This is a genomic window from Serratia sp. CY76391 (assembly GCF_052166695.1).
GTDB classification, from domain to species: Bacteria; Pseudomonadota; Gammaproteobacteria; order Enterobacterales; family Enterobacteriaceae; genus Serratia; species Serratia nematodiphila.
This window is the reverse complement of sequence record NZ_JBJNOJ010000008.1, coordinates 267,330-293,063: the sequence shown is the minus strand read 5'-3', so window position 1 is coordinate 293,063 and position 25,734 is coordinate 267,330. Positions and strand designations below refer to the sequence as shown.

At 61.6% G+C, this 25,734-nt stretch carries 29 protein-coding genes; 18 read left to right on the top strand and 11 right to left on the bottom strand.

The genetic code is table 11. From position 1 onward, the window contains the following. Positions 1 to 17: 17 nt before the first annotated feature. Positions 18 to 1,415: an NAD-dependent succinate-semialdehyde dehydrogenase gene (locus ACJ8PN_RS16645; RefSeq protein WP_442535082.1), complete on the top strand. Its 1,398-nt coding sequence runs from the start codon at positions 18 to 20 to the stop codon at positions 1,413 to 1,415. A gap of 48 nt (positions 1,416 to 1,463) precedes the next feature. On the opposite strand, the gene ACJ8PN_RS16640 is transcribed toward ACJ8PN_RS16645, so the two are convergent. From ACJ8PN_RS16640 to ACJ8PN_RS16630, 3 genes are read right to left on the bottom strand one after another with little or no spacing between them, the layout of a single operon-like run. Further along, positions 1,464 to 2,366 carry an alpha/beta hydrolase gene (locus tag ACJ8PN_RS16640; protein WP_411260762.1) on the bottom strand — a complete coding sequence of 301 codons (903 nt, stop codon included), beginning with the start codon at positions 2,364 to 2,366 and terminating at the stop codon, positions 1,464 to 1,466. Further along, positions 2,356 to 3,249: an alpha/beta fold hydrolase gene (locus tag ACJ8PN_RS16635; RefSeq protein WP_171454075.1), complete on the bottom strand. Its 894-nt coding sequence runs from the start codon at positions 3,247 to 3,249 to the stop codon at positions 2,356 to 2,358. Before ACJ8PN_RS16635 ends, ACJ8PN_RS16640 begins: the two co-directional genes overlap by 11 nt. A 26-nt stretch (positions 3,250 to 3,275) precedes the next feature. Beyond that, on the bottom strand, positions 3,276 to 4,331 hold the full coding sequence (locus ACJ8PN_RS16630; protein WP_171454076.1) for a sugar phosphate isomerase/epimerase family protein: 1,056 nt from the start codon (positions 4,329 to 4,331) through the stop codon (positions 3,276 to 3,278). A 140-nt stretch (positions 4,332 to 4,471) separates the two neighbouring features. Between ACJ8PN_RS16630 and ACJ8PN_RS16625 the strand changes: the two genes are divergently transcribed. Continuing rightward, positions 4,472 to 5,062: a TetR/AcrR family transcriptional regulator gene (locus tag ACJ8PN_RS16625; protein WP_351108596.1), complete on the top strand. Its 591-nt coding sequence runs from the start codon at positions 4,472 to 4,474 to the stop codon at positions 5,060 to 5,062. Here the strand turns inward: ACJ8PN_RS16625 and ACJ8PN_RS16620 are convergent. Further along, complete coding sequence (locus ACJ8PN_RS16620; protein ID WP_442535081.1) at positions 5,059 to 5,361, bottom strand: cupin domain-containing protein; 303 nt, start codon at positions 5,359 to 5,361, stop codon at positions 5,059 to 5,061. The two genes, ACJ8PN_RS16625 and ACJ8PN_RS16620, sit on opposite strands and share 4 nt — an antisense overlap. Positions 5,362 to 5,439: 78 nt before the next feature. Continuing rightward, positions 5,440 to 6,372: a LysR substrate-binding domain-containing protein gene (locus tag ACJ8PN_RS16615; protein WP_049188959.1), complete on the bottom strand. Its 933-nt coding sequence runs from the start codon at positions 6,370 to 6,372 to the stop codon at positions 5,440 to 5,442. 169 nt (positions 6,373 to 6,541) lie between these two features. Between ACJ8PN_RS16615 and ACJ8PN_RS16610 the strand changes: the two genes are divergently transcribed. The 9 genes from ACJ8PN_RS16610 to ACJ8PN_RS16570 all read left to right on the top strand — a co-directional run bounded on the left by ACJ8PN_RS16610 (position 6,542) and on the right by ACJ8PN_RS16570 (position 13,974). Next, complete coding sequence (locus tag ACJ8PN_RS16610) at positions 6,542 to 7,492, top strand: branched-chain amino acid ABC transporter permease (protein ID WP_171454080.1); 951 nt, start codon at positions 6,542 to 6,544, stop codon at positions 7,490 to 7,492. A gap of 10 nt (positions 7,493 to 7,502) precedes the next feature. Further along, positions 7,503 to 8,615 carry an ABC transporter permease subunit gene (locus ACJ8PN_RS16605; RefSeq protein ID WP_442535080.1) on the top strand — a complete coding sequence of 371 codons (1,113 nt, stop codon included), beginning with the start codon at positions 7,503 to 7,505 and terminating at the stop codon, positions 8,613 to 8,615. Further along, positions 8,612 to 9,382 (top strand): ABC transporter ATP-binding protein, encoded by a 771-nt coding sequence (locus ACJ8PN_RS16600; protein WP_048323648.1) that lies wholly within the window; start codon positions 8,612 to 8,614, stop codon positions 9,380 to 9,382. Before ACJ8PN_RS16605 ends, ACJ8PN_RS16600 begins: the two co-directional genes overlap by 4 nt. Further along, positions 9,375 to 10,088 carry an ABC transporter ATP-binding protein gene (locus tag ACJ8PN_RS16595; RefSeq protein ID WP_351108603.1) on the top strand — a complete coding sequence of 238 codons (714 nt, stop codon included), beginning with the start codon at positions 9,375 to 9,377 and terminating at the stop codon, positions 10,086 to 10,088. The genes ACJ8PN_RS16600 and ACJ8PN_RS16595 overlap by 8 nt, the downstream gene beginning before the upstream one ends. A gap of 34 nt (positions 10,089 to 10,122) precedes the next feature. Next, entirely contained in the window at positions 10,123 to 11,274 is a 1,152-nt protein-coding gene (locus ACJ8PN_RS16590; RefSeq protein ID WP_171454083.1) for a branched-chain amino acid ABC transporter substrate-binding protein, read from the top strand. 18 nt (positions 11,275 to 11,292) lie between these two features. Next, positions 11,293 to 11,784, top strand: coding sequence for an L-2-amino-thiazoline-4-carboxylic acid hydrolase (locus ACJ8PN_RS16585; protein ID WP_171454084.1), 492 nt, complete (start codon positions 11,293 to 11,295; stop codon positions 11,782 to 11,784). Further along, a complete protein-coding gene (locus tag ACJ8PN_RS16580; protein ID WP_411260769.1) occupies positions 11,781 to 13,007 on the top strand; it encodes a Zn-dependent hydrolase in 1,227 nt (408 codons plus the stop codon). The genes ACJ8PN_RS16585 and ACJ8PN_RS16580 overlap by 4 nt, the downstream gene beginning before the upstream one ends. Positions 13,008 to 13,089: 82 nt before the next feature. Further along, positions 13,090 to 13,437, top strand: coding sequence for an ArsR/SmtB family transcription factor (locus tag ACJ8PN_RS16575; protein WP_004938187.1), 348 nt, complete (start codon positions 13,090 to 13,092; stop codon positions 13,435 to 13,437). A 3-nt stretch (positions 13,438 to 13,440) separates the two neighbouring features. Next, on the top strand, positions 13,441 to 13,974 hold the full coding sequence (locus ACJ8PN_RS16570; protein ID WP_411260770.1) for an SRPBCC family protein: 534 nt from the start codon (positions 13,441 to 13,443) through the stop codon (positions 13,972 to 13,974). Here the strand turns inward: ACJ8PN_RS16570 and ACJ8PN_RS16565 are convergent, their stop codons facing one another. Then, positions 13,975 to 15,003 carry a transporter gene (locus ACJ8PN_RS16565; protein ID WP_171454086.1) on the bottom strand — a complete coding sequence of 343 codons (1,029 nt, stop codon included), beginning with the start codon at positions 15,001 to 15,003 and terminating at the stop codon, positions 13,975 to 13,977. A gap of 257 nt (positions 15,004 to 15,260) precedes the next feature. Between ACJ8PN_RS16565 and ACJ8PN_RS16560 the strand changes: the two genes are divergently transcribed. Then, complete coding sequence (locus tag ACJ8PN_RS16560; RefSeq protein WP_171454087.1) at positions 15,261 to 16,013, top strand: hypothetical protein; 753 nt, start codon at positions 15,261 to 15,263, stop codon at positions 16,011 to 16,013. A 68-nt stretch (positions 16,014 to 16,081) separates the two neighbouring features. Here the strand turns inward: ACJ8PN_RS16560 and ACJ8PN_RS16555 are convergent, their stop codons facing one another. Both ACJ8PN_RS16555 and ACJ8PN_RS16550 read right to left on the bottom strand, forming a co-directional pair. Continuing rightward, on the bottom strand, positions 16,082 to 17,506 hold the full coding sequence (locus ACJ8PN_RS16555; protein ID WP_171454088.1) for an SH3 domain-containing C40 family peptidase: 1,425 nt from the start codon (positions 17,504 to 17,506) through the stop codon (positions 16,082 to 16,084). Positions 17,507 to 17,657: 151 nt separating this feature from the next. Next, positions 17,658 to 18,245 carry a hypothetical protein gene (locus tag ACJ8PN_RS16550; protein WP_171454089.1) on the bottom strand — a complete coding sequence of 196 codons (588 nt, stop codon included), beginning with the start codon at positions 18,243 to 18,245 and terminating at the stop codon, positions 17,658 to 17,660. A 168-nt stretch (positions 18,246 to 18,413) separates the two neighbouring features. Between ACJ8PN_RS16550 and nudI the strand changes: the two genes are divergently transcribed. The 3 genes from nudI (at position 18,414) to ACJ8PN_RS16535 (ending at position 20,894) form a co-directional block, all read left to right on the top strand. Beyond that, positions 18,414 to 18,839 carry a nucleoside triphosphatase NudI gene (nudI, locus tag ACJ8PN_RS16545; protein ID WP_171454090.1) on the top strand — a complete coding sequence of 142 codons (426 nt, stop codon included), beginning with the start codon at positions 18,414 to 18,416 and terminating at the stop codon, positions 18,837 to 18,839. Positions 18,840 to 18,932: 93 nt separating this feature from the next. Further along, positions 18,933 to 19,769, top strand: coding sequence for a D-alanyl-D-alanine endopeptidase (gene pbpG / locus ACJ8PN_RS16540; protein ID WP_411260771.1), 837 nt, complete (start codon positions 18,933 to 18,935; stop codon positions 19,767 to 19,769). Between the two features lie 138 nt (positions 19,770 to 19,907). Then, complete coding sequence (locus ACJ8PN_RS16535; RefSeq protein ID WP_085336858.1) at positions 19,908 to 20,894, top strand: MsnO8 family LLM class oxidoreductase; 987 nt, start codon at positions 19,908 to 19,910, stop codon at positions 20,892 to 20,894. Here ACJ8PN_RS16535 and ACJ8PN_RS16530 read toward each other — a convergent pair. Beyond that, the gene (locus ACJ8PN_RS16530; RefSeq protein ID WP_411260773.1) at positions 20,891 to 22,195 is read right to left on the bottom strand and encodes an aminotransferase class I/II-fold pyridoxal phosphate-dependent enzyme; all 1,305 of its coding nucleotides are present in this window, start codon (positions 22,193 to 22,195) and stop codon (positions 20,891 to 20,893) included. The genes ACJ8PN_RS16535 and ACJ8PN_RS16530 overlap by 4 nt on opposite strands. Before the next feature lie 66 nt (positions 22,196 to 22,261). Between ACJ8PN_RS16530 and ACJ8PN_RS16525 the strand changes: the two genes are divergently transcribed. The 3 genes from ACJ8PN_RS16525 to ACJ8PN_RS16515 are packed head-to-tail and all read left to right on the top strand — an operon-like array spanning position 22,262 to position 24,075. Then, positions 22,262 to 22,516: a hypothetical protein gene (locus ACJ8PN_RS16525; RefSeq protein WP_004938217.1), complete on the top strand. Its 255-nt coding sequence runs from the start codon at positions 22,262 to 22,264 to the stop codon at positions 22,514 to 22,516. After that, a complete protein-coding gene (locus ACJ8PN_RS16520) occupies positions 22,513 to 23,229 on the top strand; it encodes a glutamine amidotransferase (RefSeq protein ID WP_171454093.1) in 717 nt (238 codons plus the stop codon). Before ACJ8PN_RS16525 ends, ACJ8PN_RS16520 begins: the two co-directional genes overlap by 4 nt. A 3-nt stretch (positions 23,230 to 23,232) precedes the next feature. Continuing rightward, complete coding sequence (locus ACJ8PN_RS16515) at positions 23,233 to 24,075, top strand: PfkB family carbohydrate kinase (RefSeq protein WP_049240901.1); 843 nt, start codon at positions 23,233 to 23,235, stop codon at positions 24,073 to 24,075. Positions 24,076 to 24,119: 44 nt separating this feature from the next. On the opposite strand, the gene ACJ8PN_RS16510 is transcribed toward ACJ8PN_RS16515, so the two are convergent. After that, positions 24,120 to 24,833 (bottom strand): flagellar brake protein, encoded by a 714-nt coding sequence (locus ACJ8PN_RS16510; protein ID WP_033632956.1) that lies wholly within the window; start codon positions 24,831 to 24,833, stop codon positions 24,120 to 24,122. Between the two features lie 76 nt (positions 24,834 to 24,909). Next, complete coding sequence (locus ACJ8PN_RS16505; RefSeq protein WP_411260774.1) at positions 24,910 to 25,692, bottom strand: N-formylglutamate amidohydrolase; 783 nt, start codon at positions 25,690 to 25,692, stop codon at positions 24,910 to 24,912. Between the last annotated feature and the right edge of the window lie 42 nt (positions 25,693 to 25,734).

The following is a 25,734-nucleotide window of genomic DNA, read 5'->3' as shown; positions in this document are numbered from 1 at the left end:
GTAAACAAGAGGCAACAATGTATCCGGATACTCAACTGTATATCGATGGACAATGGCGCAACGCGCTGGCCGGGAAAACCCTGCCTGTCACCAACCCCGCCAGCGACGAGGTCATCGGTCAGGTGGCGCACGCCGCCACAGAGGATCTCGATCTGGCGCTGGCCGCCACCGAGCGCGGATTTAACCTCTGGCGCAAAGCCGCTGCGCTGCTGCGCGAACGCGCCGACACCATCGCCGCCATCATGACGCAGGAACAGGGCAAACCGGTGGCGCAGGCCAAGATTGAAATTCTCAACGCCGCCGACGTTATCGACTGGTTCGCCGGCGAAGCCACCCGCACCTACGGGCAGATCATTCCGTCCCGCGCCCGCGACGTGCAGCAGCAAACCCTGAAACTGCCGGTCGGCCCGGTGGCCGCCTTCACGCCGTGGAACTTCCCGATTAACCAGATCGTGCGCAAGCTGTCCGCCGCGCTGGCGGCAGGTTGTTCCATCATCGTCAAAGGTCCGGAAGAAACCCCGGCCTCACCGGCAGAGCTGATCAAAGCCTTCGCCGACGCCGGTATCCCAGCCGGGGTGATCGCACTGGTGTACGGCACCCCGGCGGAAATCTCGGAATACCTGATCCCGCATCCGACCATTCGCAAGATCTCCTTCACCGGCTCCACCCGCGTGGGCAAACATCTGGCGGCGCTGGCCGGCCAGCATATGAAAAAGGCCACCATGGAGCTGGGCGGCCACGCGCCGGTGCTGATCTTTGACGACGCCGATCTCGACGCGGCAGCCAAAGAGCTGGCGCAGTCGAAGTTCCGCAACGCCGGCCAGGTCTGTATCGCCCCGACCCGCTTCCTGATCCAGCAAGGCGTTTACGAGGCCTTCGTGGAGAAATTCACCGCCGCGGTGCGTGAGCTCAAGCTCGGCAACGGGCTGGAAGACGGCGTGACGATGGGCCCGATGGTGCTGGGCCGCAGCGTCGACAATATCGAGGCGCTGGTGCAGGACGCTATCGCCCACGGGGCGAAGGCCAGCACCGGCGGCAAACGCGTGGCGGGCAAAGGCAACTTCTTCGAGCCGACGGTGCTGCGTGACGTGCCGCTGAGCGCGCGCGCCATGTCGGAAGAGCCGTTTGGCCCAGTCGCCCTGCTGCGCCCGTTCGCCACCTACGACGAGGCGATCGCCGAAGCCAATCGTCTGCCGTACGGGCTGGCCGCCTACGCTTACAGCCGCAACATCGCCACCGTCAATGCGCTGGGGCGCGACGTGGAGAGCGGCATGCTGAGCATCAACCACATCGGTTTCGGCCTGCCGGAAACGCCGTTTGGCGGCGTGAAGGACTCCGGCCACGGCACCGAAGGCGGCAGCGAAGCGATCGAGTCCTACCTGGAAACGCGCTTTGTCACCGTCGCCGGCCGTTAATCGCACGTCGGATGAATAGCCAAACGCCCCGCATTGCGGGGCTTTTTTTTACTCGCCGGCCAGCTCGAACAGGCGCCGCGCCGCCGGGGTCAGCCCCAGCATGTGTATGCAGGCATGCACCACGCCCGGCAACCGTTCGCAGCGTACCGCCACGCCCGCCTCGCGCAGCCGCTGCGCATACTCCTCGGCCTCATCGCGCAGCGGATCATATTCGCAGCTCAGAATGGTGGCCGGCGGTAACCCGCGCAGCGTGGCGGCGTGCAGCGGTTCGCCGTAGGGTTCGCGCCGCTGAGCCAGATACTGCTGCCAACAAAATACCATCGCGTCGCGCGTCAGAAAGTGCCCCTCGGCAAACTCACGATAGCTCCCCGTCGCCATTTCGCGGCTGAGCGCCGGGTACAGCAGCAGCTGGCGCTCGATATGCGGGCCGCCGCGATCCCGCGCCAGCAGCGAGACCGCCGCCGCCAGATTGCCCCCGGCGCTGTCGCCCCCCACAGCCAGGCGCTGCGCGTCGATCCCCAACTGCGGCGCCTGTTGCACCACCCAGCAGAGCGCCTGATAGACATCTTCCAGCGGCTGCGGAAACGGATACTCTGGCGCCAGACGATAGTCGACCGACAGGATCACCCGGCCGGTGGCGTTAGCCAGCGCCTGGCAGGGCTGGTCATACAGCGACAGCGAACCGAGGCACCAGCCGCCGCCGTGGGCGAACAGCATCGCCGGTTGTGCGGCAGCGCGCCTTTCCCCCGCCGGTAGATAGGCGCGCAGCGCAATCCGGTGCCCATCGGTGGCGACCACCTTATAGTCCCTGACGCCGCCGCTCGGTGCCGCTTCGCCCTGCAGCAGACGTAAACCGGTTTCCGTGGCCGCGCGCATGTCCGCCAACGACGCGGGTGGCGGCGCGTCGGCCGAGGCCGCCAAAAAGGCGGCGATGCGTTCATCAAGCGGCATGTTGTTCTCCCACCAGGAACGGCGTAATCAGTGCGATAAACGCCTCATGACACTCCTCGGTGATGAAATGGCCGCAGCCGGCGACCGTTTCGCCCCGCAGATCGTGCGCATTGCCCTGCAGCGTCGTCAGCGGCGCGTCGCCGGTGGCGTGCTCCGCCCCCACGGTCAGCACCGGCATCGTCAATGGCGTGGCGGCGCGCACTCGGTTCTGGCGAACGGTCTCCGGGATCGCCCGGTAATAGTCGAATCCGGCGCGCAGGCCGCCCGGTGCCGAATAGGCGGCGATATAGACCTCAGCCGCCACCCGATCGCGCCGATAGGACCAGCGGTTGAAGATATAGCCAAGATACTCCCGTTCGCGCCCCTGGGTCAGGGTTTCCGGCAAATCCGCCAGCTGGTTGAACATGAAATGCCACAGGAAGATGTTCTCCTCCGGCGCGACGAAAATCGGCGGCGGCGGCGCCAGACCGGGGATCACCGCCTCCGTCAGCACCAGGCGCTCCACCGCCTGCGGGAAGTCGCTCGCCATGGCGTAACCGATCCACATGCCGATGTCGTGGCCGACCAGTTGGTAACGTTGATGGCCCAGCTGCGCCATCATCGCGTGCAACGCCGCACCGATGCTGCCGGTGTCGTAGCCGCCAGCGGGCTTGTCAGAGTCGCCGATACCCGGCGGATCGACGGCGATCGCCTGAAAACCGGCCGCCGCCAAGGCGCGCATCACATGGCGCCAGGTGTACCAGGTTTGCGGCCAGCCGGGGATCAGCAACACCGGCCGCCCTTCACCGGCTATCACGCAGTGGATACGTTGGCCATTGACCTGGGTATAGACGTGTTCCGCCCCGAGATCCTGCAACAGGATCTCGTTCTCTTGTTGTTTCATGGGGTGACTCCCTGTGATGGACTGGCTCAGCGAATGCCGAGCAAGGCATTGATCTGCTGTAGATTGACCGGCGCACCGGCGAAGTCATCGAACACTTTGTCGGTGACATGGATGATGCGATCGCGAATGAAGGCCGCGCCTTCGCGCGCGCCGTCCTGCGGATTTTTCAGGCAGCATTCCCACTCCAGCGTCGCCCAGCCCTGATAGCCATGCTGCGTCAAACGGGAAAAAATGCCGTTGAAATCGACCTGGCCGTCGCCCAGCGAGCGGAAACGGCCGGCACGATCGATCCAGGATTGATAACCGCCGTAAATGCCCTGACGGCCGGTCGGGTTGAACTCGGCGTCCTTGACGTGGAACATGCCGATAACCTCTTTATAGATATCGATAAACTCCAGATAGTTGAGTTGCTGCAGCACCATATGGCTCGGATCGAACAGCACCCGGCAACGCGGATGATGGCCAACGCGTTCCAGAAACATCTCGTAGGTCACGCCGTCATGCAGATCTTCACTCGGGTGAATTTCGTAGCACAGGTTGATGCCCTGCTCGTCGCAGGCGTTGAGCACCGGCAGCCAGCGTTTGGCGAGTTCGTCGAACGCGGCGTCGATCAATCCTTCAGGGCGCTGCGGGAACGGGAACAGATAGGGCCAGGCCAGCGAACCGGAAAAGGTGCCCAGTTCGCTGAGCCCGAGCCGCGCCGAGGCTTTTACCGCCAACAGCATTTGCTGCCGCGCCCACTCGCCGCGCGCCTGCGGATTGCCGTGCAGCGCCGGCGGCGCGAAGCTGTCGCACAGCGCATCGTAAGCCGGGTGCACCGCCATCAGTTGACCGAAAATATGGCTGGTCAGTTCGCTGACCACCAACCCATGCTCCGCCAACATACCGGTCAGATCGTCGCAGTAGGTTTGGCTTTGCGCAGCGGTGGCCACGTCGAATAAACGCCGATCCCAGGCCGGGATCTGCAACGCGCTAAAACCGGTCTGCGCCGCCCACTCGGCAATGGCGGGCAAGCTGTTGAACGGCGCTGTCTCATCGCTGAACTGCGCGAGATGCAGGCTTGGACCTTTGAGGGTTTTCATCGTAAACTCCTATTGGTTGTTGATTGACAAACAATAGGAGCAAAGCGCGGCGACCGCAAGCGAAATTTATAAAGGCATTGGTATTCCCGCCGATTTAAGCGATCCTATGTCGCTGAATGGCAGGTAAATTGGAGCAGCGAATGGCAGGCAGACCGCGCGAGTTCGATCGCGAACAGGCGCTCTTGAAGGCGCGAAACTTATTCTGGCGGCAGGGTTACGAAGGCACCTCGATGTCGGATCTGGTGGCGGAGTTGGGTATTGCTTCCGCGCGCATCTACAAAGCGTTCGGCTCCAAAGAGCAGCTGTTTCGCGAGGCGATCGCCAGTTACGAAACCAAGGAAGGCGGCTTTGCCGATCGCGCCTTCGCGCAGGAAAGCGGCATTCGCCCGGCGATCAAACGCCTGCTGGAAGATGCCGTGCGGCTCTATAGCCGGCCGGATCTGCCGCAGGGCTGCATGGTGGTCTCCTCCGCCGCCAGCGTCAGCGCAGAAAACGACGGGCTCAAAGCCTGGCTGGCAGAGCATCGGCTGCAGCGCACGCAGCAGATCGTCGAACGGCTGCGGCAGGCGGTGCAAACCGGCGAACTGCCGGCCGGCACCGACGCCGACAGCCTGGGGGACTATTTCGCCGTCTTCTTGCACGGCCTGTCGATTCAGGCGCGTGACGGCGTCACAGAAGCGCGGTTATTGGCGGCGGTAAACGTGGCGCTCAGGGCCCTGGGCAGCACTTAATCCTCCGGCAAATCGACAATCACCAGCGTGCCTTCGCTGCCCGGCAACACGCGGTGCGGCACGCCGGCCGCGGCCTGATACAGCTGACCGGCTCGCACCACCACTTCTTCCCCCGCCACCTGCAGCCGCAGGTGGCCGCTGATCACCAGCAACCCTTCGCTGTAATCATGCATTTCATCCGCAATGCTGCGCGCATCCATGCGCAGCACTTTGATGTTGGCCGCACCGACGCGGCCCAGCACGGCAGAGCGCCAGGCCTCGGGCAGTTCGGCCGCGTGCTGGTTTAAATCGAACAGCATCGTCATACCTTATCGCTACAGAGGAACCGGCACTCTACTGCAAAGCCGTCACCTGCTGAAAGACGCGTTGGTTGTAGATTATGCCCCGGCGTTCTGAGCCGCCGCCTCACGGCGCAGCCACTGCCGCAGATTTTCGCCTTCCTGCGACAGCTCACTATCCAGCCGAGCGCACAGGTAATAATCGCGGCCGTCATCGATCGGCAGATCGAACATTTTGATCAACTCACCGCTTTCAAGGTACTGGGCGATTAACGGTTCACGCATCAACGCGCACCCTAGCCCCGCCTGCACCGCCGCCAATGTCAACAATCCGTCCTCAAACATCGGGCCGATGCTGCGCAGCGGGCGCTTGACACCGGCCTGCTGAAACCATTGCATCCAGGTATTGCGTTCCTCGTCGTGCAGCAGCGGCAGCGTCGCCAGCTGATCCGGCGTATCGAGCAGACCGTGCAGTTTACTGAATGCCCGGCTGCACACCGGCACCATTTTGCCGGACATCAGCTTCTCGCTGCGATAGCCGGTCCACTGCCCGACCCCGAAGCGGATCGACAGATCGGCGGCGTCGCTCAGGTAATTGCGGTGGTTGGCGTAGACCACATTGATGTCGATATCCGGATTTTCGCGCAGGAAACCGCGCAGCCGCGGAATGAACCAACCCATGCCGAACAGCGGGATCAGGCTGATGGTCACCTGCCGCGACGCGGATTGCTCGCGCACGTGTTCGGTCGCCTGCCGCAGCACGTTGAACGCCGAGCGAATCGAACGGTAGTACTCCCGCCCCTCGCTGCGCAACACCAGGTTACGCCCCTGCCGTTCGGTCAACGGCATCTGCAAAAATGCCTCCAGCGTTTTGAGTTGATGACTGACCGCCGAAGGCGAGATCATCAGCTCGTTAGCCGCCGCGCTGATGCCACCCAGGCGCGCGATGGCTTCGAACGCCCGCACGGCGCGCAGCGGCGGATCGTTCGGCAGCATCGGCAATGGCTCATCGTACTGTTCTGTTTTTTTCATATATTGACTGTTTTTGGGAAATCGACACTGAAGGAATGGATTCAATATACATAAAAATCAACGCATTAAAATCACTCGTTTTTTGTATAAGAAAGTATTTTTCCGTATTTTACAATTTTTTTAAATTCTCTACTGTGAGCCTCTGACTCATTATCTCCGGACTCTCCTTATGGATACGCTGGTACAGCAAACCGTCAACGGTTTGATGCTCGGCAGCATTTATGCGCTGATCGCGCTCGGCTACACCATGGTGTACGGCATCCTGCGCATCATCAACTTCGCGCACGGCGACGTGCTGATGGTCGGGGCGCTGAGCGCGCTGTCGGCGATAAACGTGTTGCAACACCACTTTCCCGCGTTATCGCCTTACGCCACGCTGCTGCTGGCAGCCCTGTTCGCCATGGCGGTCTGCGCCATCACCTCGATGACGATCGAGCGTCTGGCCTATCGCCGGTTGCGTAATGCACCGCGCCTGGCCCCGCTGATCAGCGGCATCGGCGTCTCGCTGCTGTTGCAAACCCTGGCGATGCTGATCTGGTCACGCAATCCCCTGATGTTTCCGCAGCTGTTGCCGATGACGCCCATCGCCCTGACCGCAGGCAGCGCCGAACATGCGCCGGCAGTGATCACCGGCACGGCGATCGTCACGCTGGCGGTGGCCGTAGCGGTGATGGCCGGCCTCTGGCTGCTGGTCGAACACAGCCGTTTCGGCCGCGCCATGCGCGCCACGGCGGAAAACCCGCAGGTCGCCGGCCTGATGGGCATCAGTCCTGACCGCATCATCGTTCTGACCTTCGCGCTCGGCGGCGCGCTGGCGGCGGTGGCCGGCATCATGATGGCCAGCAACTACGGCAATGCCGGTTTCTCGATGGGCTTTCTGCCCGGCATCAAGGCGTTTACCGCCGCCGTGCTCGGCGGCATCGGCAACCTGCGCGGCGCGATGCTCGGCGGATTGCTGCTGGGGCTGTTCGAATCGCTGGGCACCGGCTATCTCGGCGAGCTGACCGGCGGCGTGTTCGGCAGCAACTACCAGGACGTGTTCGCGTTTCTGGTGCTGATCGCCGTGCTGGTTTTCCGCCCCTCCGGGCTGTTGGGCGAACGCATCGCCACGCGCGCATAAGGACATCACGATGACCGTTTTGACTCCCTCCGCTCCTCTGGCCACGCCGCGTCGCGCCGGGCTGGGGCTGACGTTGTTCATTCTCGCCCTGCTGCTGGCGCCCTGGGTGGCGGGCGCCGCCGGCGGCAACTATTGGGTGCGCGTTGTCGACTTCGCCTTGCTGTACCTGATGCTGGCGCTCGGGCTGAACATCGTGGTGGGCATGACCGGATTGCTGGACATGGGCTTTATCGCTTTTTACGCCGTTGGCGCCTATCTGGCCGCGCTGCTGTCGTCACCGCATCTGACGCAGCAGTTCCCGCTGCTGCTGCAGTGGTTCCCCGACGGACTGCACCTGTCGATGCTGTGGCTGATCCCGCTGGCGGCGCTGCTGGCGGCGGCGTGCGGCATCCTGCTCGGCGCGCCGACGCTGCGGCTGCGCGGCGACTATCTGGCGATCGTCACGCTGGGCTTCGGCGAGATCGTGCGCATTCTGATGCGCAACCTGGATCGCCCGGTCAACCTCACCAACGGCCCCAAAGGCATTTCCGGCGTCGATCCGGTCAGCCTGTTCGGCCTGAAGTTTTCCGGCATGCATGAGTGGTTCGGCGTGCGTTTTTCCGGCCTGTACCTGTATTACTACCTGTTCGCCGCGCTGCTTCTGGCGATCCTGTTTATCAGCCTGCGGCTGCAGAATTCGCGCATTGGCCGCGCATGGACGGCAATCCGCGAAGACGAGGACGCCGCGCGGGCGATGGGCATCAACACCCGCAACTTCAAGCTGCTGGCCTTCGCCATCGGCGCCACCTTCGGCGGCGTGGCCGGCGCGCTGTTCGCCGCGTTTCAGGGCTTCGTGTCGCCGGAATCCTTCACCCTGCAGGAATCGATCGCCGTACTGGCGATGGTGGTGCTCGGCGGCATGGGGCACATCCCCGGCGTGATCCTGGGCGCGCTGCTGCTGGCCGCCCTGCCGGAGCTGCTGCGCAGCAGCATGGGGCCGCTGCAGCAGGCGCTGTTCGGCCAGGTGCTGATCGACCCGGAAATCATCCGCCAACTGTTCTACGGCCTGGCGCTGATCCTGGTGATGCTGTATCGCCCGGCGGGCCTATGGCCGGCTCGCCATGCCAGGAGGAACGCCGCATGACGCCGCTGCTCGCTTTAAATCACGTCAGCAAACGTTTCGGCGGCCTGACGGCGGTGGATGACGTCAGCATGAGCATCCGCCAGGGGGAAATCTACGGCCTGATCGGGCCGAACGGCGCCGGCAAAACCACCTGCTTCAACCTGATCACCGGCCTGTATCGCGCCGACGAGGGCGAGTTCAGCCTGTTGGGCCAGCGCTATAAACCACAGGCCATCGACAAAGTGGTGCAGGCCGGCATCGCCCGCACCTTCCAGAACCTGCGGTTGTTCAACGAAATGAGCGTGCTGGAAAACGTGATGGTCGGCTGCCACGTGCGCACCCGCAACGGCCTGTGGGCGGCGATCGCTCGCCACGGGCGCGCGAAAGAGGAGGAACAGGCGGTGCGCGATAAATCTCATGCGCTGCTGGAGTACGTAGGTATCAGCCAATTCGCCCATTACCGCGCCGGCGATCTCGCCTATGGTCACCAACGCCGTCTGGAGATTGCCCGCGCGCTGGCGACCGAGCCCCGGCTGCTGGCGCTGGACGAACCGGCGGCCGGCATGAACGCCGGTGAAAAAGTAGCGCTGCGCGAGCTGCTGCTGCGCATCCGCGACAGCGGCAAAACGCTGCTGCTGATCGAACACGACGTCAAACTGGTGATGGGCCTGTGCGATCGGCTGACGGTGCTGGATTACGGCAAAGCGATCGCCGAAGGCGAGCCGGCGCAGGTGCGGCGCGAACCGGCGGTCATTCAGGCCTATCTGGGAGGTGGCGCGCATGTCTGAAACCCTGCTGAGCGTTAAACGACTCAAAGTGTCTTATGGCGGCATTCATGCGGTCAAAGGCATCGATTTTATGGTCAACGCCGGCGAACAGGTGACGCTGATCGGCGCCAATGGCGCGGGCAAGAGCTCCAGCCTGCGAGCGCTGACCGGCCTGCAGCCGTTCGAAGGCGACATCCTGTTCGACGGTTGCTCGATTCGCGGCGTGCCGCCGCACCGGTTGCTGCAACGGGGGCTGGTGATGGTGCCGGAGGGACGCGGCATTTTCACCCGTTTGACGGTGCGGGAGAACCTGCAGCTCGGCGCCTATGCGCGGCGCGACAAATCGGCGGTGCGGCAAGATTTCGAACGGGTGTGCGCCACCTTCCCGCGGTTGAGCGAGCGCCTGCACCAACCGGCCGGGCTACTTTCGGGCGGTGAACAGCAGATGGTGGCGATGGGCCGCGCGCTGCTCAGCCGCCCGCGGTTGCTGATATTGGACGAACCCTCGATGGGGCTGGCGCCGATTGTGGTGGAAGCCATTTTCACGGTCATCAAGCAGTTAGCCAGTGACGGCGTCACGCTACTATTGGTCGAGCAGAACGCCCGCCTGGCGCTGGCGTCCACCGATCGTGCCTACGTGTTGGACAGCGGCAGCCTGAGCCACAGCGGCCGTTCCGCCGACATGCTGGACGATGAAAAAATCAAACAGATCTATTTGGGTGAATAACCGTTGTTTCTTTTAACCGCACCAGGAGTATGACATGCAACATAACATTCGCATCAAACCGTTGGCGCTGGCTGCCATGACAATGATTCTTAGCCTCCCGGCGCTGGCGGCCGACACCGTTCTGATCGGCCTGGCCGGGCCGCTGACCGGCCCTTCCGCGCGCATCGGCAAAGATCTCGAAAACGGCGCGCAACTGGCGATCGCCGACGCTAACGCGCAGAAACCAACGCTGAACGGCAAACCGGTCACCTTCAAACTGGTGTCCGAGGACGACCAGTCCGATCCGCGCACCGCCGTGGCCGTGGCGCAGCGTTTGGTCGACGAAGGCGTCGCCGGCGTGGTCGGCCACTGGAACACCGGCACCAGCATCCCGGCGGCGCGCATCTATCACGAGGCCGGCATCGCCCAGGTGGCGCCGGTCGCCACCGGTCACGGCTATACGCAACAAGGTTTTGACACCAGCTTTCGCGTGATGGGCCACGACGACGACGGCGGCAACTACGCCGGGCAATATGCGGTGAAGACGCTGAAAGCCAAGCGCATCGCAGTGATAGACGATCGCACCGCTTTCGGCCAGGGGCTGGCGGACGAATTCATCAAATCGCTGCAGGCCCAGGGCGTGCAGCCGGTCGCTCGTGAATACGTCGATGACAAGACCGTCGATTTCAGCGCCGTGCTGACCACCGTGCGCAGCAAAAACGCCGATCTGATCTTCTTCGGCGGCGTAGATTCCCAGGCGGCGCCGCTGGCGCGCAAACTGAAACAGCTGGGCATGAACGCGCAGCTGATGGGCGCCGGCGGCTTTGTCAGCCAAACCTTCCTGACGCTGGCGCAGCAGGAAGGTGAAGGCGTGGTGGCGCTGGAGCCGGGGCTGCCGCTGGAACAGATGCCGGGCGGCAAGGCGTTTGAGCAAGCCTACCGCGATCGTTACCACACCCACATCGAACTGCATGCGCCCTTCGCCTACGACGCCACCCGAGTGCTGATCGCCGCCATCGAACAGGCCGGCTCGGCCAACCCGGCCGATTATCTGCCGAAACTGCGCGCCATACATTATCAGGGCGTGACCGGCGCCATTGCCTTCGATGCGCAGGGCAACCTGCAACAGCCGAGCTTCACCCTGTATCGGGTGGTTGACGGCAAATGGCAGCCGCAAACCGTGTTGGGCGGCGCCAAACCACAATAAATCAAGAGGAGCAAGGCGATGAGCTGTGCAAACAACGAGTTGGGCATTTTGGCCCGCAGAAAAATCGAGGCGGAGATCATCAAACCGATCTACCAGATCCTGGTGCGTGAAATCGGCAAGGCGCGCGCCCAGGCGGTGATCGGCGAGGCCATCGAGAATGCCGCCATCGAGGCGGGCAAACAGTTCGCCGCCCAGGAACCGAACGGCGCGGATCTGCGCAGCTTCGCCGCCTTGCAGTACCTGTGGGAAAAAGACGATGCGCTGCGCGTCGAGGTGATCAATCAGGACGAACAGCACTTCGACTATAACGTCACCCGCTGCCGCTACGCCGAGATGTATCACGAGATGGGGCTTGGGGAGATCGGCCACCTGCTCTCCTGCGCTCGCGACAGCCAGTTTATCGTCGGCTATGCGCCTGACGTTGAACTGCAGCGCAGCCAGACCATCATGTCCGGCGCTCCCTGCTGCGATTTCCGCTACACCGCTAAAACGCCGGGAGAAGATCAATGACGTATCGAGTCAACGGCGAGCGCCTGTGGCAAAGCCTGCAGACGATGGCGCAGTTCGGCGCCATCGCTGACAACGGCGTCACCCGCCTGGCGCTCAGCGAAGAGGATCGTCAGGCGCGCGACCAGCTGCGCCGATGGGCGCTGGAGGCCGGTTGCAGCGTGCGCGTCGATCGGATGGGCAACATGTTCCTGCGCCGTGAAGGCACGCGGCCCGAGCTGGCGCCGGTCGTCACCGGTTCTCACGGCGACTCGCAGCCCCGCGGCGGCCGTTTCGACGGCATCTACGGCGTGCTGGCCGGATTGGAGGTTATTCGCAGCCTCAACGATCGGCAGATCGTCACCGAACGCGCGATTGAAGTGATCAACTGGACCAACGAAGAAGGCGCGCGCTTCGCGCCGGCGATGATCGCCTCCGGCGTGTTCGCCGGGGTATTCGACCTGGAATACGGCCTGACGCGCCGCGACGAGCACGGCGTCAGCCTCGGCGAGGCGCTGGAGCGAATCGGCTACGCCGGCGAGCACCCGGTGGGCGGCACGCCGATCCATGCCGCCTTCGAGTTGCACATCGAACAGGGGCCGATTCTGGAAGCGGAGCATCTCGACATCGGCGTGGTGACCGCCGCACAAGGGCAGCGCTGGTATGAACTGGAGGTCGTCGGCTTTAGCGCCCATGCCGGCACCACGCCGATGGACCGCCGCCGCGACGCCCTGCTGGGCTTTGCGACGCTGGTCACGGCGGTCAATCGCATCGGCTGGGATTTCGCGCCCGACGCGCGCGCCACGGTGGGCATGGCGCAAATTACCCCCAATTCACGCAACGTGGTGCCGGGACGCGTCTTTTTCAGCGTCGAATTCCGCCATCCAGAGGAGTCAATTCTGGAGCAGATGGAGCAGCGCCTGCTGGCGGCGGTGAACACCGTCAACGACGGCAGCCTGACCGCGCGCGCCGAGCGCATCTTCCAGTATCCCCCGGTCGCTTTCGATCGGAGCTGCATCGACAGCGTACGTCATGCCGCGCAAGCGTTGGGCTATCGCCATCGCGACATGATTTCCGGCGCCGGCCACGATGCCTGTTACCTTAACCGCGTCGCTCCGACCGCCATGATTTTCATTCCCTGCGTGGACGGCATCAGCCACAACGAGCGGGAAGATATCACCCCCGCCTGGGCCGCCGCCGGCGCCGACGTATTGCTGAACGCCCTGCTGGCGCACGCCGGCGCCTGATCCTCGCCCCGGTTTCTCGCCGGGGCAAAAAATATTCAACAAAACGGTTGAATATTAGCCCGCCTGTTCTATATTCAACCATATGGTTGAATTATCTTCCTCACAGCTGGACGCCATTTTTCATGCGCTGGCCGACCCGACCCGCCGCTCGATGTTACGCGCGCTGGCCGGCGGTGAGCGCAGCATCGGCGAACTGGCCGCGCCGCTGCAGATGTCGTTCGCCGGCGCCTCCAAGCACGTGAAAGCACTGGAACATGCGGGCCTGGTGCAACGCACCGTGCAAGGAAGAAACCATATCTGCCGGCTCGAACCCGAGCCTATGGCGCAGGCCATGCACTGGCTGCAAACCTATGAACATTTCTGGACTGAACGGCTGGATGCGCTCGAACAGGCGCTGCTGCAGCCCGAACAGCTTCCTCCCAAGGAGTGAACCATGAATGATTACGGCATGATTATCGAACCCGGCACGCTGCGCATCCAGCGGCTGCTGCCCGGCCCCATCGAGCGGGTGTGGGCTTACCTGACCGAATCCGACAAGCGCGCCACCTGGCTGGCGGCCGGCGCCATGAAGTTGGAAAACGGCGCGCCGCTGGAGCTGGAGTTTCGCAACTCCGATCTGGCGGGCGAGCACGAGCCACCGCCGGCCAAGTACAAACAGCACGGCGGCTGCGTCAGCAACCGCGGCCACATCACCTGCCTGTTCCCGCCGCGCCTGCTGAGCTTTACCTGGGCCGAACAGGATCAGGGCCGCCCTTCCGAGGTGACCTTCGAGCTGACGGAACAGGGAAACGCGGTGCTGCTGACGGTCACCCACCGGCGCCTGGCCAACCGCGACGAGATGCTCAGCGTCGCCGGCGGCTGGCACACCCATCTGGATATCCTGCTGGATCGTCTGCACGATCGGGCGCCGCAGCCGTTCTGGAGCACCCATACCCGGCTGGAAGAAGAGTACCGCGCCCGCCTGTAATTACGACTCGTCCCTGCGCCTGAACGCCAGATAACCGGCGATCAGCGTAAAACTGCCGACCAGCAACACCAGCAGGATAAAACCGTGGTGATTGCTGGCCAGCGGTATCCCTCCAACGTTCATGCCGAAGAAACCGGCGACGATGTTGATCGGCAACGCCAGTACGGTGATCACCGTCAGGGTGTAGAGCGTGCGGTTATTCTGCTCCATCAGCTTGGCGCCCAGCTCTTCCTGCAGCAGCCGGATGCGTTCGGTCAGGCTGGCGAGATCGTTCAACACCACGGTGAACTCTTCGGTAAACTGCCGCAGATCCTGCACCACCTCGCGGCTCAGCCAGGCCGGCGGCCGGTTCAACAGGCGAAACAGCGCGGCCGGTTCCGGCGCCAACAGGCGCTGAAAGCGCAATAACATGCGGCGCATGCGCCCCAGCTCGGCGCGGTTGCGTTTGACGCGGCGGGTAAGCAGGCGATCCTCGATGGTATCGACATACTGGTTAGCCTGTCGCACCACCTGTTCCAACACGTCCTCCTGCTCTTCCAGCAGGTGCGCCAGCAGCTCGGTAGACGATGCCAGCTCCAGCGCCGTCAGGCGGCCAAGCAGCCGTTCAATCAATCGCACCGGTTTGTGACGCACGGTGACCACCAGCCCACGGCAGCAATAGAGCCACAGCGTCGCCGTTTCCGGGTTGCTGTCCTCAGGGTGGAAAATCACGTCGTTGAGCACCGCGAACAGATCGTCGCCCTGGCGCTCGATGCGCGTGGTGTGGGAACCGTGCCGAATTTCATGGAAGAAAAAATCGGAAATGGCGAAATGGTTTTTCAGCCACTTCTCCGCCGCCGCGTGGTTGAGATTGAGGTGCAGCCAGACAAAGCCGTCGCCGGGCGGCAAAGCCTGGTAGGCCTGACAGATCTGCTGCGAGTTCAGGCGCACCGGCGGCTCACCGGAACGAAACACATGGCCGTAGATCAGCCCGGTCACTTCATCATCGAAATCAAGCTTGTGCATCTTTTCCGCTAACCGTTGCACCATAACGCCTTATCCTGCCTGTTGCCGTTAACCCAAGACCGTCCCCTCTGTTATAACAATCTTTATTTATCGGCGTTAATGATTTTCAACGCTCTTGCTCATTAATATTTTCGTCATAAAAACGTCATTTCATTTAAAAAAGTTTTCATCCCTTGCCCGTTCAGCAACCGCACAATGGCTAAATGAATATAGCAGCTGATACCCTCCATCATGCAAGACACATTCATTTAAGGAACACGCTCAATAAGGAGATAACGACAATGAACAAGTTTATTACGGGCGGATGGAGCCAGTCTCTGGCTGGCCAACCGCATAAAGCGTTCGATGTCATGATGTACGGCATGGTAACCAACCTTGATGGCTTAACCACAGGCACCTCAGCCCAGCCAGGATGGAGCCCGGAAAAACAAAACAAACCCAATACGCTTCCCGGCTTTAACGGAAAGACGCTATGGGTTTACGGCGGAGGCGGATGCTCCCCGCAGCAAAAGCCGGCCAATGGGGATGAAGTGTTGAGGATCGTCGCGGCCACGGTCGATCGGGGCTGGGATGGCGTCGATTTTGATGACGAATGCAATATGAACACCGAACGGGTCATCGAAGCCATGAAACGGCTAAAAGAGGCCGGGAAAGAGACCAGCTTTGGTTTTATTGCCGGTTATTCTTACAACCACCCCAATACGGAAAATGGCAACAAGCTCAACGAGAAAGTCAGAAAAATCATTCAATCAGACCAATGCGACCGCTTTATCCATTACTGTTATGCGGCAGCGATGTGGAGCAATGACGATATTCTCGCTAATGTTATCCCGGCATTAAAACAATCGTTGGCGAACGGGGCCGAAAATAAAAAATGCATTCTGGCCCTGACGACCAAAGGATTGACCGACTGGAATTTAAATTACTTTATCGATCAGGTTTTGGACTTTAACCTTGGCGGATTATTTATTTGGAATTACGCTAACCTGACGGATGAGCACGATAAAATTATCCAGCGCCGGCTAGGCAATTAGCGCAGTTCGATTTGTCGCTGCACAAAAAGCGGCCGCATTCGCGGTCGCTTTATCAACTAAAGAATGGGCTATTCAATAAATCCCAGTTTGAACTGCGCCTTGCCAGCCAGCGACATCAGGCTCGCATCTTCAGGATAGGTCGCCAGCAGCGGGAAAAAGACTGCGCCGCCGATAATACTGCGGCGCTTTGAATCTGCCGGGCGCAGCCCCCAGATATTCTGGTACGTCATCGGCACGACCTGGCCGTCAACGAGCGCATTGCCGATATACAGCATGATATGGCCCGGAATGTAAACCAGCGTGGTGAAGGGTTTGCCGTGATCTTTGAGATAGTGCAGCCGTTCACTGGTGTTCGCTTGAGCAAGATCAACCACCCGGGTGGCCGCCTGTATCTGCGCGGCGGAATTTCTGGGAAGAAAGAGGCCAAAAGGCATCAACAGACTGCGCAGTTCGGCGGAGCAGTCATTATTGAAGTTATAGTTCCCCCAGCCATAAGGCCTGCCGCTCATTGACCGCATCAGTACGGCAAAATGTTCGGGCGTCATTTTCCACGGCATGGCGGCAAATTCCCCCTTCTTGACAACGACACGATGCATCTGTGCGCGGCCATCCTCTCGGCGTACCGGCACGGCGACCACAAAAAGGCCCTGTCGGTGACGGTAAAATGGCAGAATCGTGCCGTGGCGCGCCGTAAAATAAAACTGGCCGCCCGTTTGCACCGAAACCGGCTGTTTAATGAATGCCCCCAGATTTTTCCCCGCCAGCGCCAGCCATTCGGAGACAAACCGCTGATCCGCCGCCGCGATGTCTTCGCTATGCACCCAACCGATCACCGTAGGCGACATGACGTATTTCCAGCGTTTATCGCGGCTTTGCGTAATAACGTATACCGGCGTACCGGGGCGGATAGATGAATCCTGCAAATTATCAAAGGGATAACCTTGTCCAGCCAGGCGAGGGTCGTCATAAGCCGGATCGTCCGTCGGCAGGATCCTGACCAGCGTCTCCCTGACCGCAATGCCTCGGGCCGAAGAATGATAAACCTGCCTAATGCCCGTAGAAGCGTTATCTCTGACTTGCTGTTTCCAGCGGTCGGTGTGAGTCCTGAAGTTTTCCCCCCAGGAGACACTGCCAAGGTATTTATCCATTGCGGCATCACGGTGGTTTTCCGCTTCGCGGTTCAGGACGGCAGCGATGTAATGCGGATTCCAGGGGGATTCATCGTTCGGCCCCATGCCAAAATAGTGAGATTTGAGGGCGGAAAAATGACGTTGCTGCGTGGCGGCATCCATCACGGGCACCCGCCGCTGCGGACCGGGCGGCAACCATTTATCGACAGACTGCGAATAGTTCCCCAGCGGGAACAGCGATTTGGTGGCATCGATAGGGGCTGTCGCCGTGGCGTCTTGAGGGGGCTGGCTGACCGGCGCGCTGTGGCAGGCCGACAGCAGCAGAAGAGTCATCAAAACAAAGGGTTTTATTCCATTAGGCATTTTTCATCATCTCCGTGACAGGTGAAAATTTCTTCTTTATCCTGACCAGAAATGATTGCAAATGATATTCAATAACACTACTGATTGACGCCAGGTTGAGGAACAAAACGCAAAAGCAAGCTGACCGGCTTGCTCCTGCTCATTCATATTTTCACCACGTCAACAGGCGATCCAGCGCCGCCACAGTATCTTTACGGCCGTTAAACGCCGCCCGATACCAGACAGTGTCATGTGCGGTCACCAGTTGCTCGCTAACCCAGCGTTGCCGAGCCACATCGCGCAACGCGCGCACGCTGTCGACGGTTCTGTACACCAGCCAAACGCCAAACAACGCGCCGGCCAACGCTACCCACAGATAAGTCGCCGCCGCCAACTGCGTGATCAATAGCAGCAACAGCGCCGTCTGCAATACGGTTTTACCGGCGAAGGCGCGCAGAAAAAAGATCTGCATCGGGTATTCCAGGGCAAAACAAGGATTGGTTAACACCTGACGGGTTTCCTGTACCGGAATGCCCTGCACATAGACCATCCAGTGCGAATCCCGCCGGGGATTCATCGCCAGACCCTTTTCCGTCAGTTGATGCAGCCGTATCGAAACGGCGACCGGCCACACAACCCCGAGCAGCAGGCAGTAAAAAATTGCCGCGTTAACGCCACACAGCCCCAAGCCGATCGCGGCCAACACCGCCAGCAGAACCTTGACGGAGTAAAACCAAAATGGCACCACCTGATAATTCATAAAGCTCCCTCTTCGGTGAATTCACAGTTCTGGTAGATTACGCCTTTATCAGGACGATAACCGCTGCGGAACAAAAATTTTCGCTATCGCGCAGAACGCGATCCTGCCGCCTGTTCCGCGCCGCCAAACCTGTTACGCTGCGGGTTTGTTTTTTGACAGGAGTCCTCCATGCGCCAACGCATCATTGTCTGCCCGCTGATTGAAAACGATAACGCCTTCCTGCTGTGCAAAATGGCGGCGCACAAGGGCGTGTTTCCCGGCCAGTGGGCACTGGCCGGCGGCGGCGTCGAGCCGGGTGAACAAATAGAACAGGCGCTGCGACGCGAAGTGCGCGAAGAGTTGGGCGCCGCGCTGATCCTCGACAATATCACGCCCTGGACTTTCCGCGATGACGTGCGCATCAAAACTTACGCCGACGGCAGCCGGGAGCAAATCTACATGATTTACCTGATTTTCGACTGCCATGCCGCCAACCGCGACGTGACGATCAACGACGAGTTCGATGATTACGCCTGGGTGCCGCGCGAGCGTCTCGCGGACTACGATTTGAACGAGGCTACCCGCTTCACTCTGCGGCAAAAGGGATTGTTGTAACAGTTTGAGCGATTATCGCCCTATTTCCTTCACATTTGCCCGGCAGACTCTTTTGATATTTTTTAATCACTTAGGGTCACTATTGCCGCCGTTATGCTTTTATCTCACGCTTTTCTCCGTCTGCCTGTCCGGCGCTTCGGCGCCGCCCTGCTGTTCAGCCTGCTGTTCGTTTTGGCGCCCGTGCATGCCGCCACGCCGCCGCTGGTACTGAATGCCAAATCGGTGCTGGTCGTCAATCAACGCACCGGAAAGACCCTCTATCAGAAGCAGCCGAACCGCGTGCTGCCGATCGCCTCGCTCACCAAACTGATGACCGCCATGGTCGCCCTGGACAGCAAACGCCCGATGGGCAGCAAGCTCAAAGTCACCGCCGCCGATCGCGATCTGCTGAAGAAAACCCATTCGCGCCTGACCATCGGCTCGGTGCTCAGCCGCCGCGACATGCTGCACATCGCCCTGATGTCTTCGGAGAACCGCGCCGCCGCCGCGCTGAGCCGCAGTTATCCCGGCGGGCGCAAGGCCTTCGTGGCGAAAATGAATCAGAAAGCGCGCGCCATCGGCATGAAACACGCCCGCTTCTACGATCCGACCGGGCTGACGCCGCGCAATGTGGCGACCGCCAACGATCTGCTGAAGATGGTCAATCACGCCTATCGCTATCAGTCGATTCGCCGCTTCAGCACCGACAAGCAGCAGATCGTGCGCCCCGGCCACGGCCAGTTGGTTTACCGCAGCTCCAACGGCCTGATCAACAACCCCGCCTGGAAGATCCAGCTGCAGAAAACCGGCTTTACCGACGAGGCCGGTCACTGCCTGGTGATGCGCACCACCATCAAAGGGCAGCCGGTGGTGATGATCCTGCTCGGCGCGCAGCCGCGCTACGGCCACTACCGTGACGCCATTCGTCTGAAGGCCTGGCTCGAGGGGTAACATCGCGGCACTTTACCGTTCTGCGCATATCCAAATCCGTTTTGGATCAATGGAATATCCTATCGCCAATCAGTATTAAGGCGTGCGCCGCCCGCATGGTATTTGTCAGGCATATCTGATGAGGAAAGGAGCGGGAAAATGGCTTATGCCTTGAGCATATTGGAAAAGAGTCCGATCGCCGAAGGGGAAAGCGCCGCGCAGGCGCTGGCGCGCACGCTGCATCTGGCGCAACAGGCGGAACGCTGGGGATATCGGCGTTTCTGGTTAGCGGAGCACCACAATACGCCGCAGCTCGCCTGCCCGTCGCCGGAGGTGCTGATCGGTTATCTGCTCGGCCAAACGTCGCGCATTCGCATCGGCTCCGGCGGCGTGATGCTGCAGCACTACAGCGCCTACAAGGTAGCCGAAAACTTCAACCTGCTGGCGGCGCTGGCGCCAGGGCGCGTCGATCTCGGGGTGGGCAAAGCGCCCGGCGGGCTGCCGCTCGCCACCCAGGCGCTGCAGGCCGCCCATGACCGGCAAAACAAACCGGCCTTCCCGCAGCAGCTGTCGCAGCTGACCGCTTACCTGAACGACGACGCCGAACCGGGCCTGAGCGCCACGCCGTTGCCGCCGCACGCCGCCCAGCGCTTTTTGCTCGGCGCCAGTAAAGAGAGCGCGACGCTGGCGGCTGAATCCGGCTGGGCCTTCGTGTTCGCCGCGCATCTGAACGGCAATCCGCAAGACATTAGAGAAGCGCTGGAGCACTACACCGCACACAGCGGCGGCCGCAAGGGGCTGCTGGCGGTGGCGGCGATCGTGGCGCAGAGCCCGGAGCAGGCGGCGGCGCTGGCGGCGGAGATTCAGCAATACCGCGTGCACGTCGCCGGTGAGCAGAGCGTGACCGTCGGCAGCCTGGCGCAGGCCGAGAGTTTCGTGCAACAGGCCGGCGCCACCGACTACCGCATCGAGCCGCGAGAAAGTCATGTTCTGCTCGGCACCGCGCAGCAGGTGCATCAGCAACTGGCGCAGCTGCAGCTGCAGTACGGCGTGGACGAGTTCATCATCGACACGCCGATCGCCGAACCGACCGCCCGGCTAACCTCGCTACAGCGGCTGGCGGAGGAAAACCTGACGCCGGCTTAGTTGATCGCCGCCTCGGCCCGCATGGCTTCGGACAGATCCTGCGCCAGCGGCGCCAGCTGTGCCGGCACCACGTTGGCCAGGCTAACGCGGAGCGCCGGGCCACCCTTCAGGCGGAAAGGCTCACCGCCCTGCACCAACCACCCCCGCTGCGCCATCAGCTGCGCGGCGGCGCTTTCCGACCTCACCGGCAGCCACAGATGCAACCCTTCACCTACCGCCAGCGCCGTGTGATTCAATGCATTGAGCCGCTGCACCAGCTCATCCCTTCTGGCCTGATATGCCTGTTGCGCCCGCGGCAGTTGCCCTTCCTGCAAGGCCTGTCTCCACAGCCTGGCGGCGATCTGTTGCAAGATATGGCTGACCCAGCGTTCGCTGATGTACTGATCGGCGCGCATCGCCTGCAGCAACGTCGGGTTGCCGCAGGCCAGCGCGATGCGCAGATCCGGGCTGAGAAACTTGCTCAGCGACAACACGTACAGGCCGCGATCGCCGTCGAACGGCAGATGCAGCGGCTGCTGCGAAAGCGGCCCCCAGAAGTCGTCGACGATCGCCAGACACTGCGGGTTGTCGTGCAGAAAACGCCGCCACTGTTGCGCGCGCTGCGCAGAGAGCGAAGCGCCGGTCGGATTGTGAGCACGCGGCGTCAGGATCACCGCGCCGGCGGCCCCGCTTTCCGGCAACCGACAGCCCTGTTCATCTACCGCCAGCGGCAGCGGCCGTAGACGCAGATGGCGCAACAGCGTCAATAGCGGCGGCCAGCAGGGATCTTCCACCCACACCGCCGCACCCGGCTGCACATGGCAGCGCAGCGCCTTTTCCATCGCGTCCAGCGCGCCGGAGAACACCGCCGGTTCCCCCAGCGTGACGCCCTGGCGGCTGAGCCACTCGCGTCCCAGACCAGTCAATACCGGCAGATCGCCACTGATGTCATAACCATTTTGCTGCGGGAACACCTCCGCCGCGCCAAGCGCCAACGCCGGCAACAATGCGGCATCCAGATTGCCGCTGGCCAGATCGCACATTCCCGCCGGCACCTGACGCGGCGTATAGGCCGCACTCACCGCCGCCAGCGGCGGCTCCAGCACCACCGTTCCCGCCCGCCCGCGCGTCGCCACCAGGCCGGCATCGCGCAATCGGGCATAAGCGCTGGCGACGGTATTCGGATTGACCTCCAGCTCCGCCGCCAGTTGGCGTACCGGCGGCAACAGCTCGCCCGGCCGCAGCGCGCCGTCTTTGATGCGTGCGGCGATCTGCTCGGCAATCTGGACAGCGCCGCCGCCTTTTGCATACAATAAACCCATACATAAATCCTTTTGTACTAGTTCAAATAAGATTAGCAGCTTCCGCGGCCAAAAGTAAGGGGTTCCATGGATAAACATTACGTGCTCGACATTCAGTATGCAGGAAAAGCCTTTGCCCGCCTGGAGATGTTCACCCCCTGGGCAGCCGATCAGCTGGAGCAGGCGTGCGCGCTGTTCCCGGCCGCGCAGGGTTATCAGGTGCAGCTCAGCCAGGTCAGCGAACGCCGCATCGTCTACCAGAGCGGCGCGCAGGGCATCACGGTGCTGGGCGAGTCGCTGGCGCTGACGCCGTTCACCCACGCTCACGAGGTTAAACAATGAAAAAAGCCGTCGCCATTCGACACGTCAATTTTGAAAACCTGGGTATTCTCGGTTCCCTGCTCTCGCTGCGCGGCTATCAGATCGACTATTACGATGCCGGTCGCGATGATATTCGTGCTATCAATAATGAAGAGACCGATCTGTTGGTGGTGCTCGGCGGGCCGATCAGCGCCGCCCGGCACTTTTCCGGTGAGCAGCGCTATGATTTTCTCGACCATGAATTGGCGCTGGTCAAACAGCGCCTGGCGCAGCGGCGGCCGACCCTCGGGGTGTGTCTCGGCGCGCAGGTGATCGCCCAGGCGCTGGGCGCCGACGTGATTTCGCTCGGCGTTAAAGAGATCGGCTTCGCTCCGCTGACCACGCTCGCGGCCCAAGACGACTCGGTGCTGGCGCCGCTGGCCGATACGCCGGTGCTGCATTGGCACGGCGATATGTTCATGATCCCGGACGGCGCCCGCTGCCTGGCCGGCACGGCGATTTGCCCGCATCAGGCTTTCGACTATCAGGGGTTCGCGCTCGGTCTGCAGTTCCATCTGGAGGCGGATCACCGCGATATCGAACGCTGGTTGATTGGCCATGCCTGCGAGCTGGAGCTGGCCGGCTTCGCGCCCCAGAGCCTGCGCGAACAGGCGGCGCGCCACGGCGCACAGCTGGAACAGCGCGCGCGGCAGGTGTTCGCCCGCTGGCTGGATAATAACGAACCAAGGATGTAACTCATGCAACAGGCTTCACCCTTGCGATCACCGTCCATCGACGTGATCAGCATTCAATCTCAGGTGGTTTACGGCAGCGTCGGCAACGGTATCGCCTACCGTGCCCTGCTGAAAAAGGGGCTGGAAGCGCTGCAGGTGCCCAGCGTGCTGTTCGGCTGCCCGCCCTATTACGGCAAGCCGCATGGCGGCGTCATCTCCGGCGAGTGGTTCGGCGGCTTTCTCGACGATCTGATCGCCCGCGGCGTGATGAAACGCACCCGGGCGGTGATCGTCGGTTACCTGGGCGACGTGATGCAGTGCCATATTCTGGCCAACTGGCTGCAGCGGGTGCGCGCCCTCAATCCGCAGATAAGGATCTATATCGATCCGGTGATGGGCGATTACGGCGAAGGGATCTACGTGGATGAGCGCATCGTCAATTGCTATCGTTCACCGTTCCTGCGGCTGGCCAACGGCCTGACGCCGAACGGCTTCGAACTGGAGCAGCTGTGCGGCCGCTCTCTGAGCAGCCGGGAGCAGACGCAACGCGCCGCGCAGGCCCTGTTGAACGACACCACCGAATGGGTGCTGGTCACCAGCGCGCCGGGCGTGGCACAGCACGAAGACGAAGTGGGTTTAATGTTGGTCACCCGGCAGGAAGCGCAGTGCTTTACCCATCCGAAGGTCAAATCGGCGGTCAAAGGCACCGGCGATCTGTTCACCGCACTGCTGGTGAGCCATCTGCTGCGCGGCGCGGCGCTCGACGCGGCCGTGGTTGCCGCCGGCGGCGAAGTGTGCGACGTGCTGGCCGAAGCGGCGCATTTCGGTTGGGAAGAGATCGGCAGCCTGCGGGCGTTAAAACCGTAAGACCTGTGGAGAGTCAGGGGCAGCATGCCCGCCCCTGATAAATATCAGCGTTTTTTCTTTTTGTTGAAATCCAGCTCGAAGGCGAACACCGCGCTCTGAATTTTGCGCTCCATCGCCAGCCCCAGCTTGAGGAAACGGCACGACAGGCGCGAGAAGTGCACCACCTGGTCGTTATCGTCGGTTTCCTGATCGTCGTTGACCACCACCAGCTCCATATTGACCTTGAAACTGCCGTAGCTGCCCAGATCCAACACCGCTTTCTTGAACTGCAGACCCGGCTGGAAGAAATCCGGCAGTGGACCATCGAAGCGCAAACCGACGCCGCCGGCGGACAGATCGTGGATCCGCAGCTCATAAGGCGTGCCGTCCGGGTATTCGCCGGTACAGAAGAATTGGCGCCAGTGCGGCGTGGTGATGCGGAACTGGCGGCGGCGCTGGATGTAGACCAACTCCTGTGGCAGCCGGGTCGAGCAGGCCTGGACGCCCTGATGTTCGGTCAGTTCTGCCTGACCGACGGAAAACTCGATTTTGGCGTCGTGGCTTTCAATCACGATGGTGCAGGCGCCGTCGATGGCATTTTCCGCTTCCTCACCGCTAAACACGATATTGTCCGGCCCGACGCTCAATAACAGACTTTGAAACCGGTGCTGCTGATTTTCTACGCGCAGCGGCGTGCGTTGTTTGCAAATTTCACGCAGAATCGCCAGAACTTCAAAACGCTCCCGTTTGATAAACAGTCCGTTATCGCTGTGCTCCACACGTCTCTCCTGACTTTTTTTCTAATGACGTCTTATGTATTCCTTATGGTTATCATCTCTGGGAATATTCCTAAAGTCAAATTTGCCAGCGTTGCCAGGCCTGCGGCAGCAGGCGCGCGAAACGTTTCGCCCATGCCTGTTGCCCGCGTTCGTCGGCGATCAGATCCTGGCGAATTTCGATGCCGACGTAAGGCAACCCGCGCCGTTCCGCGTGCACCGGCAACGTGTAGTCGGTGGCGTCGGTCATCGCATAGGGTTCGTTGATCCCCACCTGCAAATCCCCCTCTTCGCGCAACAGTTCGGCCAACAGCCGGGCAAATTCCGGGTAGCGATTAAACAGCAACCCCACCTGCCAGGGGCGCGATTCCCCTTTGAACACCGGTGTGAAACTGTGCATGGCGATCACCGCCGTCGGCAGTTCGCGCAGCTGACGTTGCCCCAGATGCTCGTCGATGGCGTGGTGATACGGCAAAAATACCTCGCGCTCACGCGCCAGCGCGTGTTCAGCGTCGATGCCGATATTGCCGGGGATGGGCGTCAGTTCAGACAAATGCGGGATCGAGCTGGCGATGCCGGGCGCTCGGTTGCAGTCGATCACCAACCGTGAGTAACGCTGATGAATCAGCGTGGCGTCCAGTTGGCGGCCCAGATGGCGCGATACGCCTAGCGCACCGATATCCCAGCCGATGTGGCGCTCGATCTCCCCCGGCGGTAAGCCGAGATCCCCGAGGGATTGCGGTATCGCCTTACCGGCGTGATCGCACAGCAGCAAAAATGGCGCTTTGCCGCGCGGGGTTTCAACGGCGGCGGCGGGCGGTTCATCGGCGGACAATAACGGCGGGATAAACGAATGGGGCATGACGGGCTCCGGCGGTGGAAAGCAAAACGTTTATCGTAGCGC

What these genes read in the sequence shown, in the direction of transcription:
- ACJ8PN_RS16535 (WP_085336858.1), top strand. Translation starts at nt 19,908, where the DNA reads ATGGCTTATGCCTTGAGCATATTGGAAAAGAGTCCGATCGCCGAAGGG.
- ACJ8PN_RS16600 (WP_048323648.1), top strand. Translation starts at nt 8,612, where the DNA reads ATGACGCCGCTGCTCGCTTTAAATCACGTCAGCAAACGTTTCGGCGGC.
- ACJ8PN_RS16555 (WP_171454088.1), bottom strand. Translation starts at nt 17,506, where the DNA reads ATGCCTAATGGAATAAAACCCTTTGTTTTGATGACTCTTCTGCTGCTG.
- ACJ8PN_RS16570 (WP_411260770.1), top strand. Translation starts at nt 13,441, where the DNA reads ATGAATGATTACGGCATGATTATCGAACCCGGCACGCTGCGCATCCAG.
- ACJ8PN_RS16575 (WP_004938187.1), top strand. Translation starts at nt 13,090, where the DNA reads ATGGTTGAATTATCTTCCTCACAGCTGGACGCCATTTTTCATGCGCTG.
- ACJ8PN_RS16530 (WP_411260773.1), bottom strand. Translation starts at nt 22,195, where the DNA reads ATGGGTTTATTGTATGCAAAAGGCGGCGGCGCTGTCCAGATTGCCGAG.
- nudI (WP_171454090.1), top strand. Translation starts at nt 18,414, where the DNA reads ATGCGCCAACGCATCATTGTCTGCCCGCTGATTGAAAACGATAACGCC.
- ACJ8PN_RS16630 (WP_171454076.1), bottom strand. Translation starts at nt 4,331, where the DNA reads ATGAAAACCCTCAAAGGTCCAAGCCTGCATCTCGCGCAGTTCAGCGAT.
- ACJ8PN_RS16505 (WP_411260774.1), bottom strand. Translation starts at nt 25,692, where the DNA reads ATGCCCCATTCGTTTATCCCGCCGTTATTGTCCGCCGATGAACCGCCC.
- ACJ8PN_RS16515 (WP_049240901.1), top strand. Translation starts at nt 23,233, where the DNA reads ATGCAACAGGCTTCACCCTTGCGATCACCGTCCATCGACGTGATCAGC.
- ACJ8PN_RS16605 (WP_442535080.1), top strand. Translation starts at nt 7,503, where the DNA reads ATGACCGTTTTGACTCCCTCCGCTCCTCTGGCCACGCCGCGTCGCGCC.
- pbpG (WP_411260771.1), top strand. Translation starts at nt 18,933, where the DNA reads ATGCTTTTATCTCACGCTTTTCTCCGTCTGCCTGTCCGGCGCTTCGGC.
- ACJ8PN_RS16615 (WP_049188959.1), bottom strand. Translation starts at nt 6,372, where the DNA reads ATGAAAAAAACAGAACAGTACGATGAGCCATTGCCGATGCTGCCGAAC.
- ACJ8PN_RS16590 (WP_171454083.1), top strand. Translation starts at nt 10,123, where the DNA reads ATGCAACATAACATTCGCATCAAACCGTTGGCGCTGGCTGCCATGACA.
- ACJ8PN_RS16560 (WP_171454087.1), top strand. Translation starts at nt 15,261, where the DNA reads ATGAACAAGTTTATTACGGGCGGATGGAGCCAGTCTCTGGCTGGCCAA.
- ACJ8PN_RS16525 (WP_004938217.1), top strand. Translation starts at nt 22,262, where the DNA reads ATGGATAAACATTACGTGCTCGACATTCAGTATGCAGGAAAAGCCTTT.
- ACJ8PN_RS16585 (WP_171454084.1), top strand. Translation starts at nt 11,293, where the DNA reads ATGAGCTGTGCAAACAACGAGTTGGGCATTTTGGCCCGCAGAAAAATC.
- ACJ8PN_RS16550 (WP_171454089.1), bottom strand. Translation starts at nt 18,245, where the DNA reads ATGAATTATCAGGTGGTGCCATTTTGGTTTTACTCCGTCAAGGTTCTG.
- ACJ8PN_RS16640 (WP_411260762.1), bottom strand. Translation starts at nt 2,366, where the DNA reads ATGCCGCTTGATGAACGCATCGCCGCCTTTTTGGCGGCCTCGGCCGAC.
- ACJ8PN_RS16565 (WP_171454086.1), bottom strand. Translation starts at nt 15,003, where the DNA reads ATGGTGCAACGGTTAGCGGAAAAGATGCACAAGCTTGATTTCGATGAT.
- ACJ8PN_RS16625 (WP_351108596.1), top strand. Translation starts at nt 4,472, where the DNA reads ATGGCAGGCAGACCGCGCGAGTTCGATCGCGAACAGGCGCTCTTGAAG.
- ACJ8PN_RS16610 (WP_171454080.1), top strand. Translation starts at nt 6,542, where the DNA reads ATGGATACGCTGGTACAGCAAACCGTCAACGGTTTGATGCTCGGCAGC.
- ACJ8PN_RS16580 (WP_411260769.1), top strand. Translation starts at nt 11,781, where the DNA reads ATGACGTATCGAGTCAACGGCGAGCGCCTGTGGCAAAGCCTGCAGACG.
- ACJ8PN_RS16595 (WP_351108603.1), top strand. Translation starts at nt 9,375, where the DNA reads ATGTCTGAAACCCTGCTGAGCGTTAAACGACTCAAAGTGTCTTATGGC.
- ACJ8PN_RS16520 (WP_171454093.1), top strand. Translation starts at nt 22,513, where the DNA reads ATGAAAAAAGCCGTCGCCATTCGACACGTCAATTTTGAAAACCTGGGT.
- ACJ8PN_RS16635 (WP_171454075.1), bottom strand. Translation starts at nt 3,249, where the DNA reads ATGAAACAACAAGAGAACGAGATCCTGTTGCAGGATCTCGGGGCGGAA.
- ACJ8PN_RS16620 (WP_442535081.1), bottom strand. Translation starts at nt 5,361, where the DNA reads ATGCTGTTCGATTTAAACCAGCACGCGGCCGAACTGCCCGAGGCCTGG.
- ACJ8PN_RS16645 (WP_442535082.1), top strand. Translation starts at nt 18, where the DNA reads ATGTATCCGGATACTCAACTGTATATCGATGGACAATGGCGCAACGCG.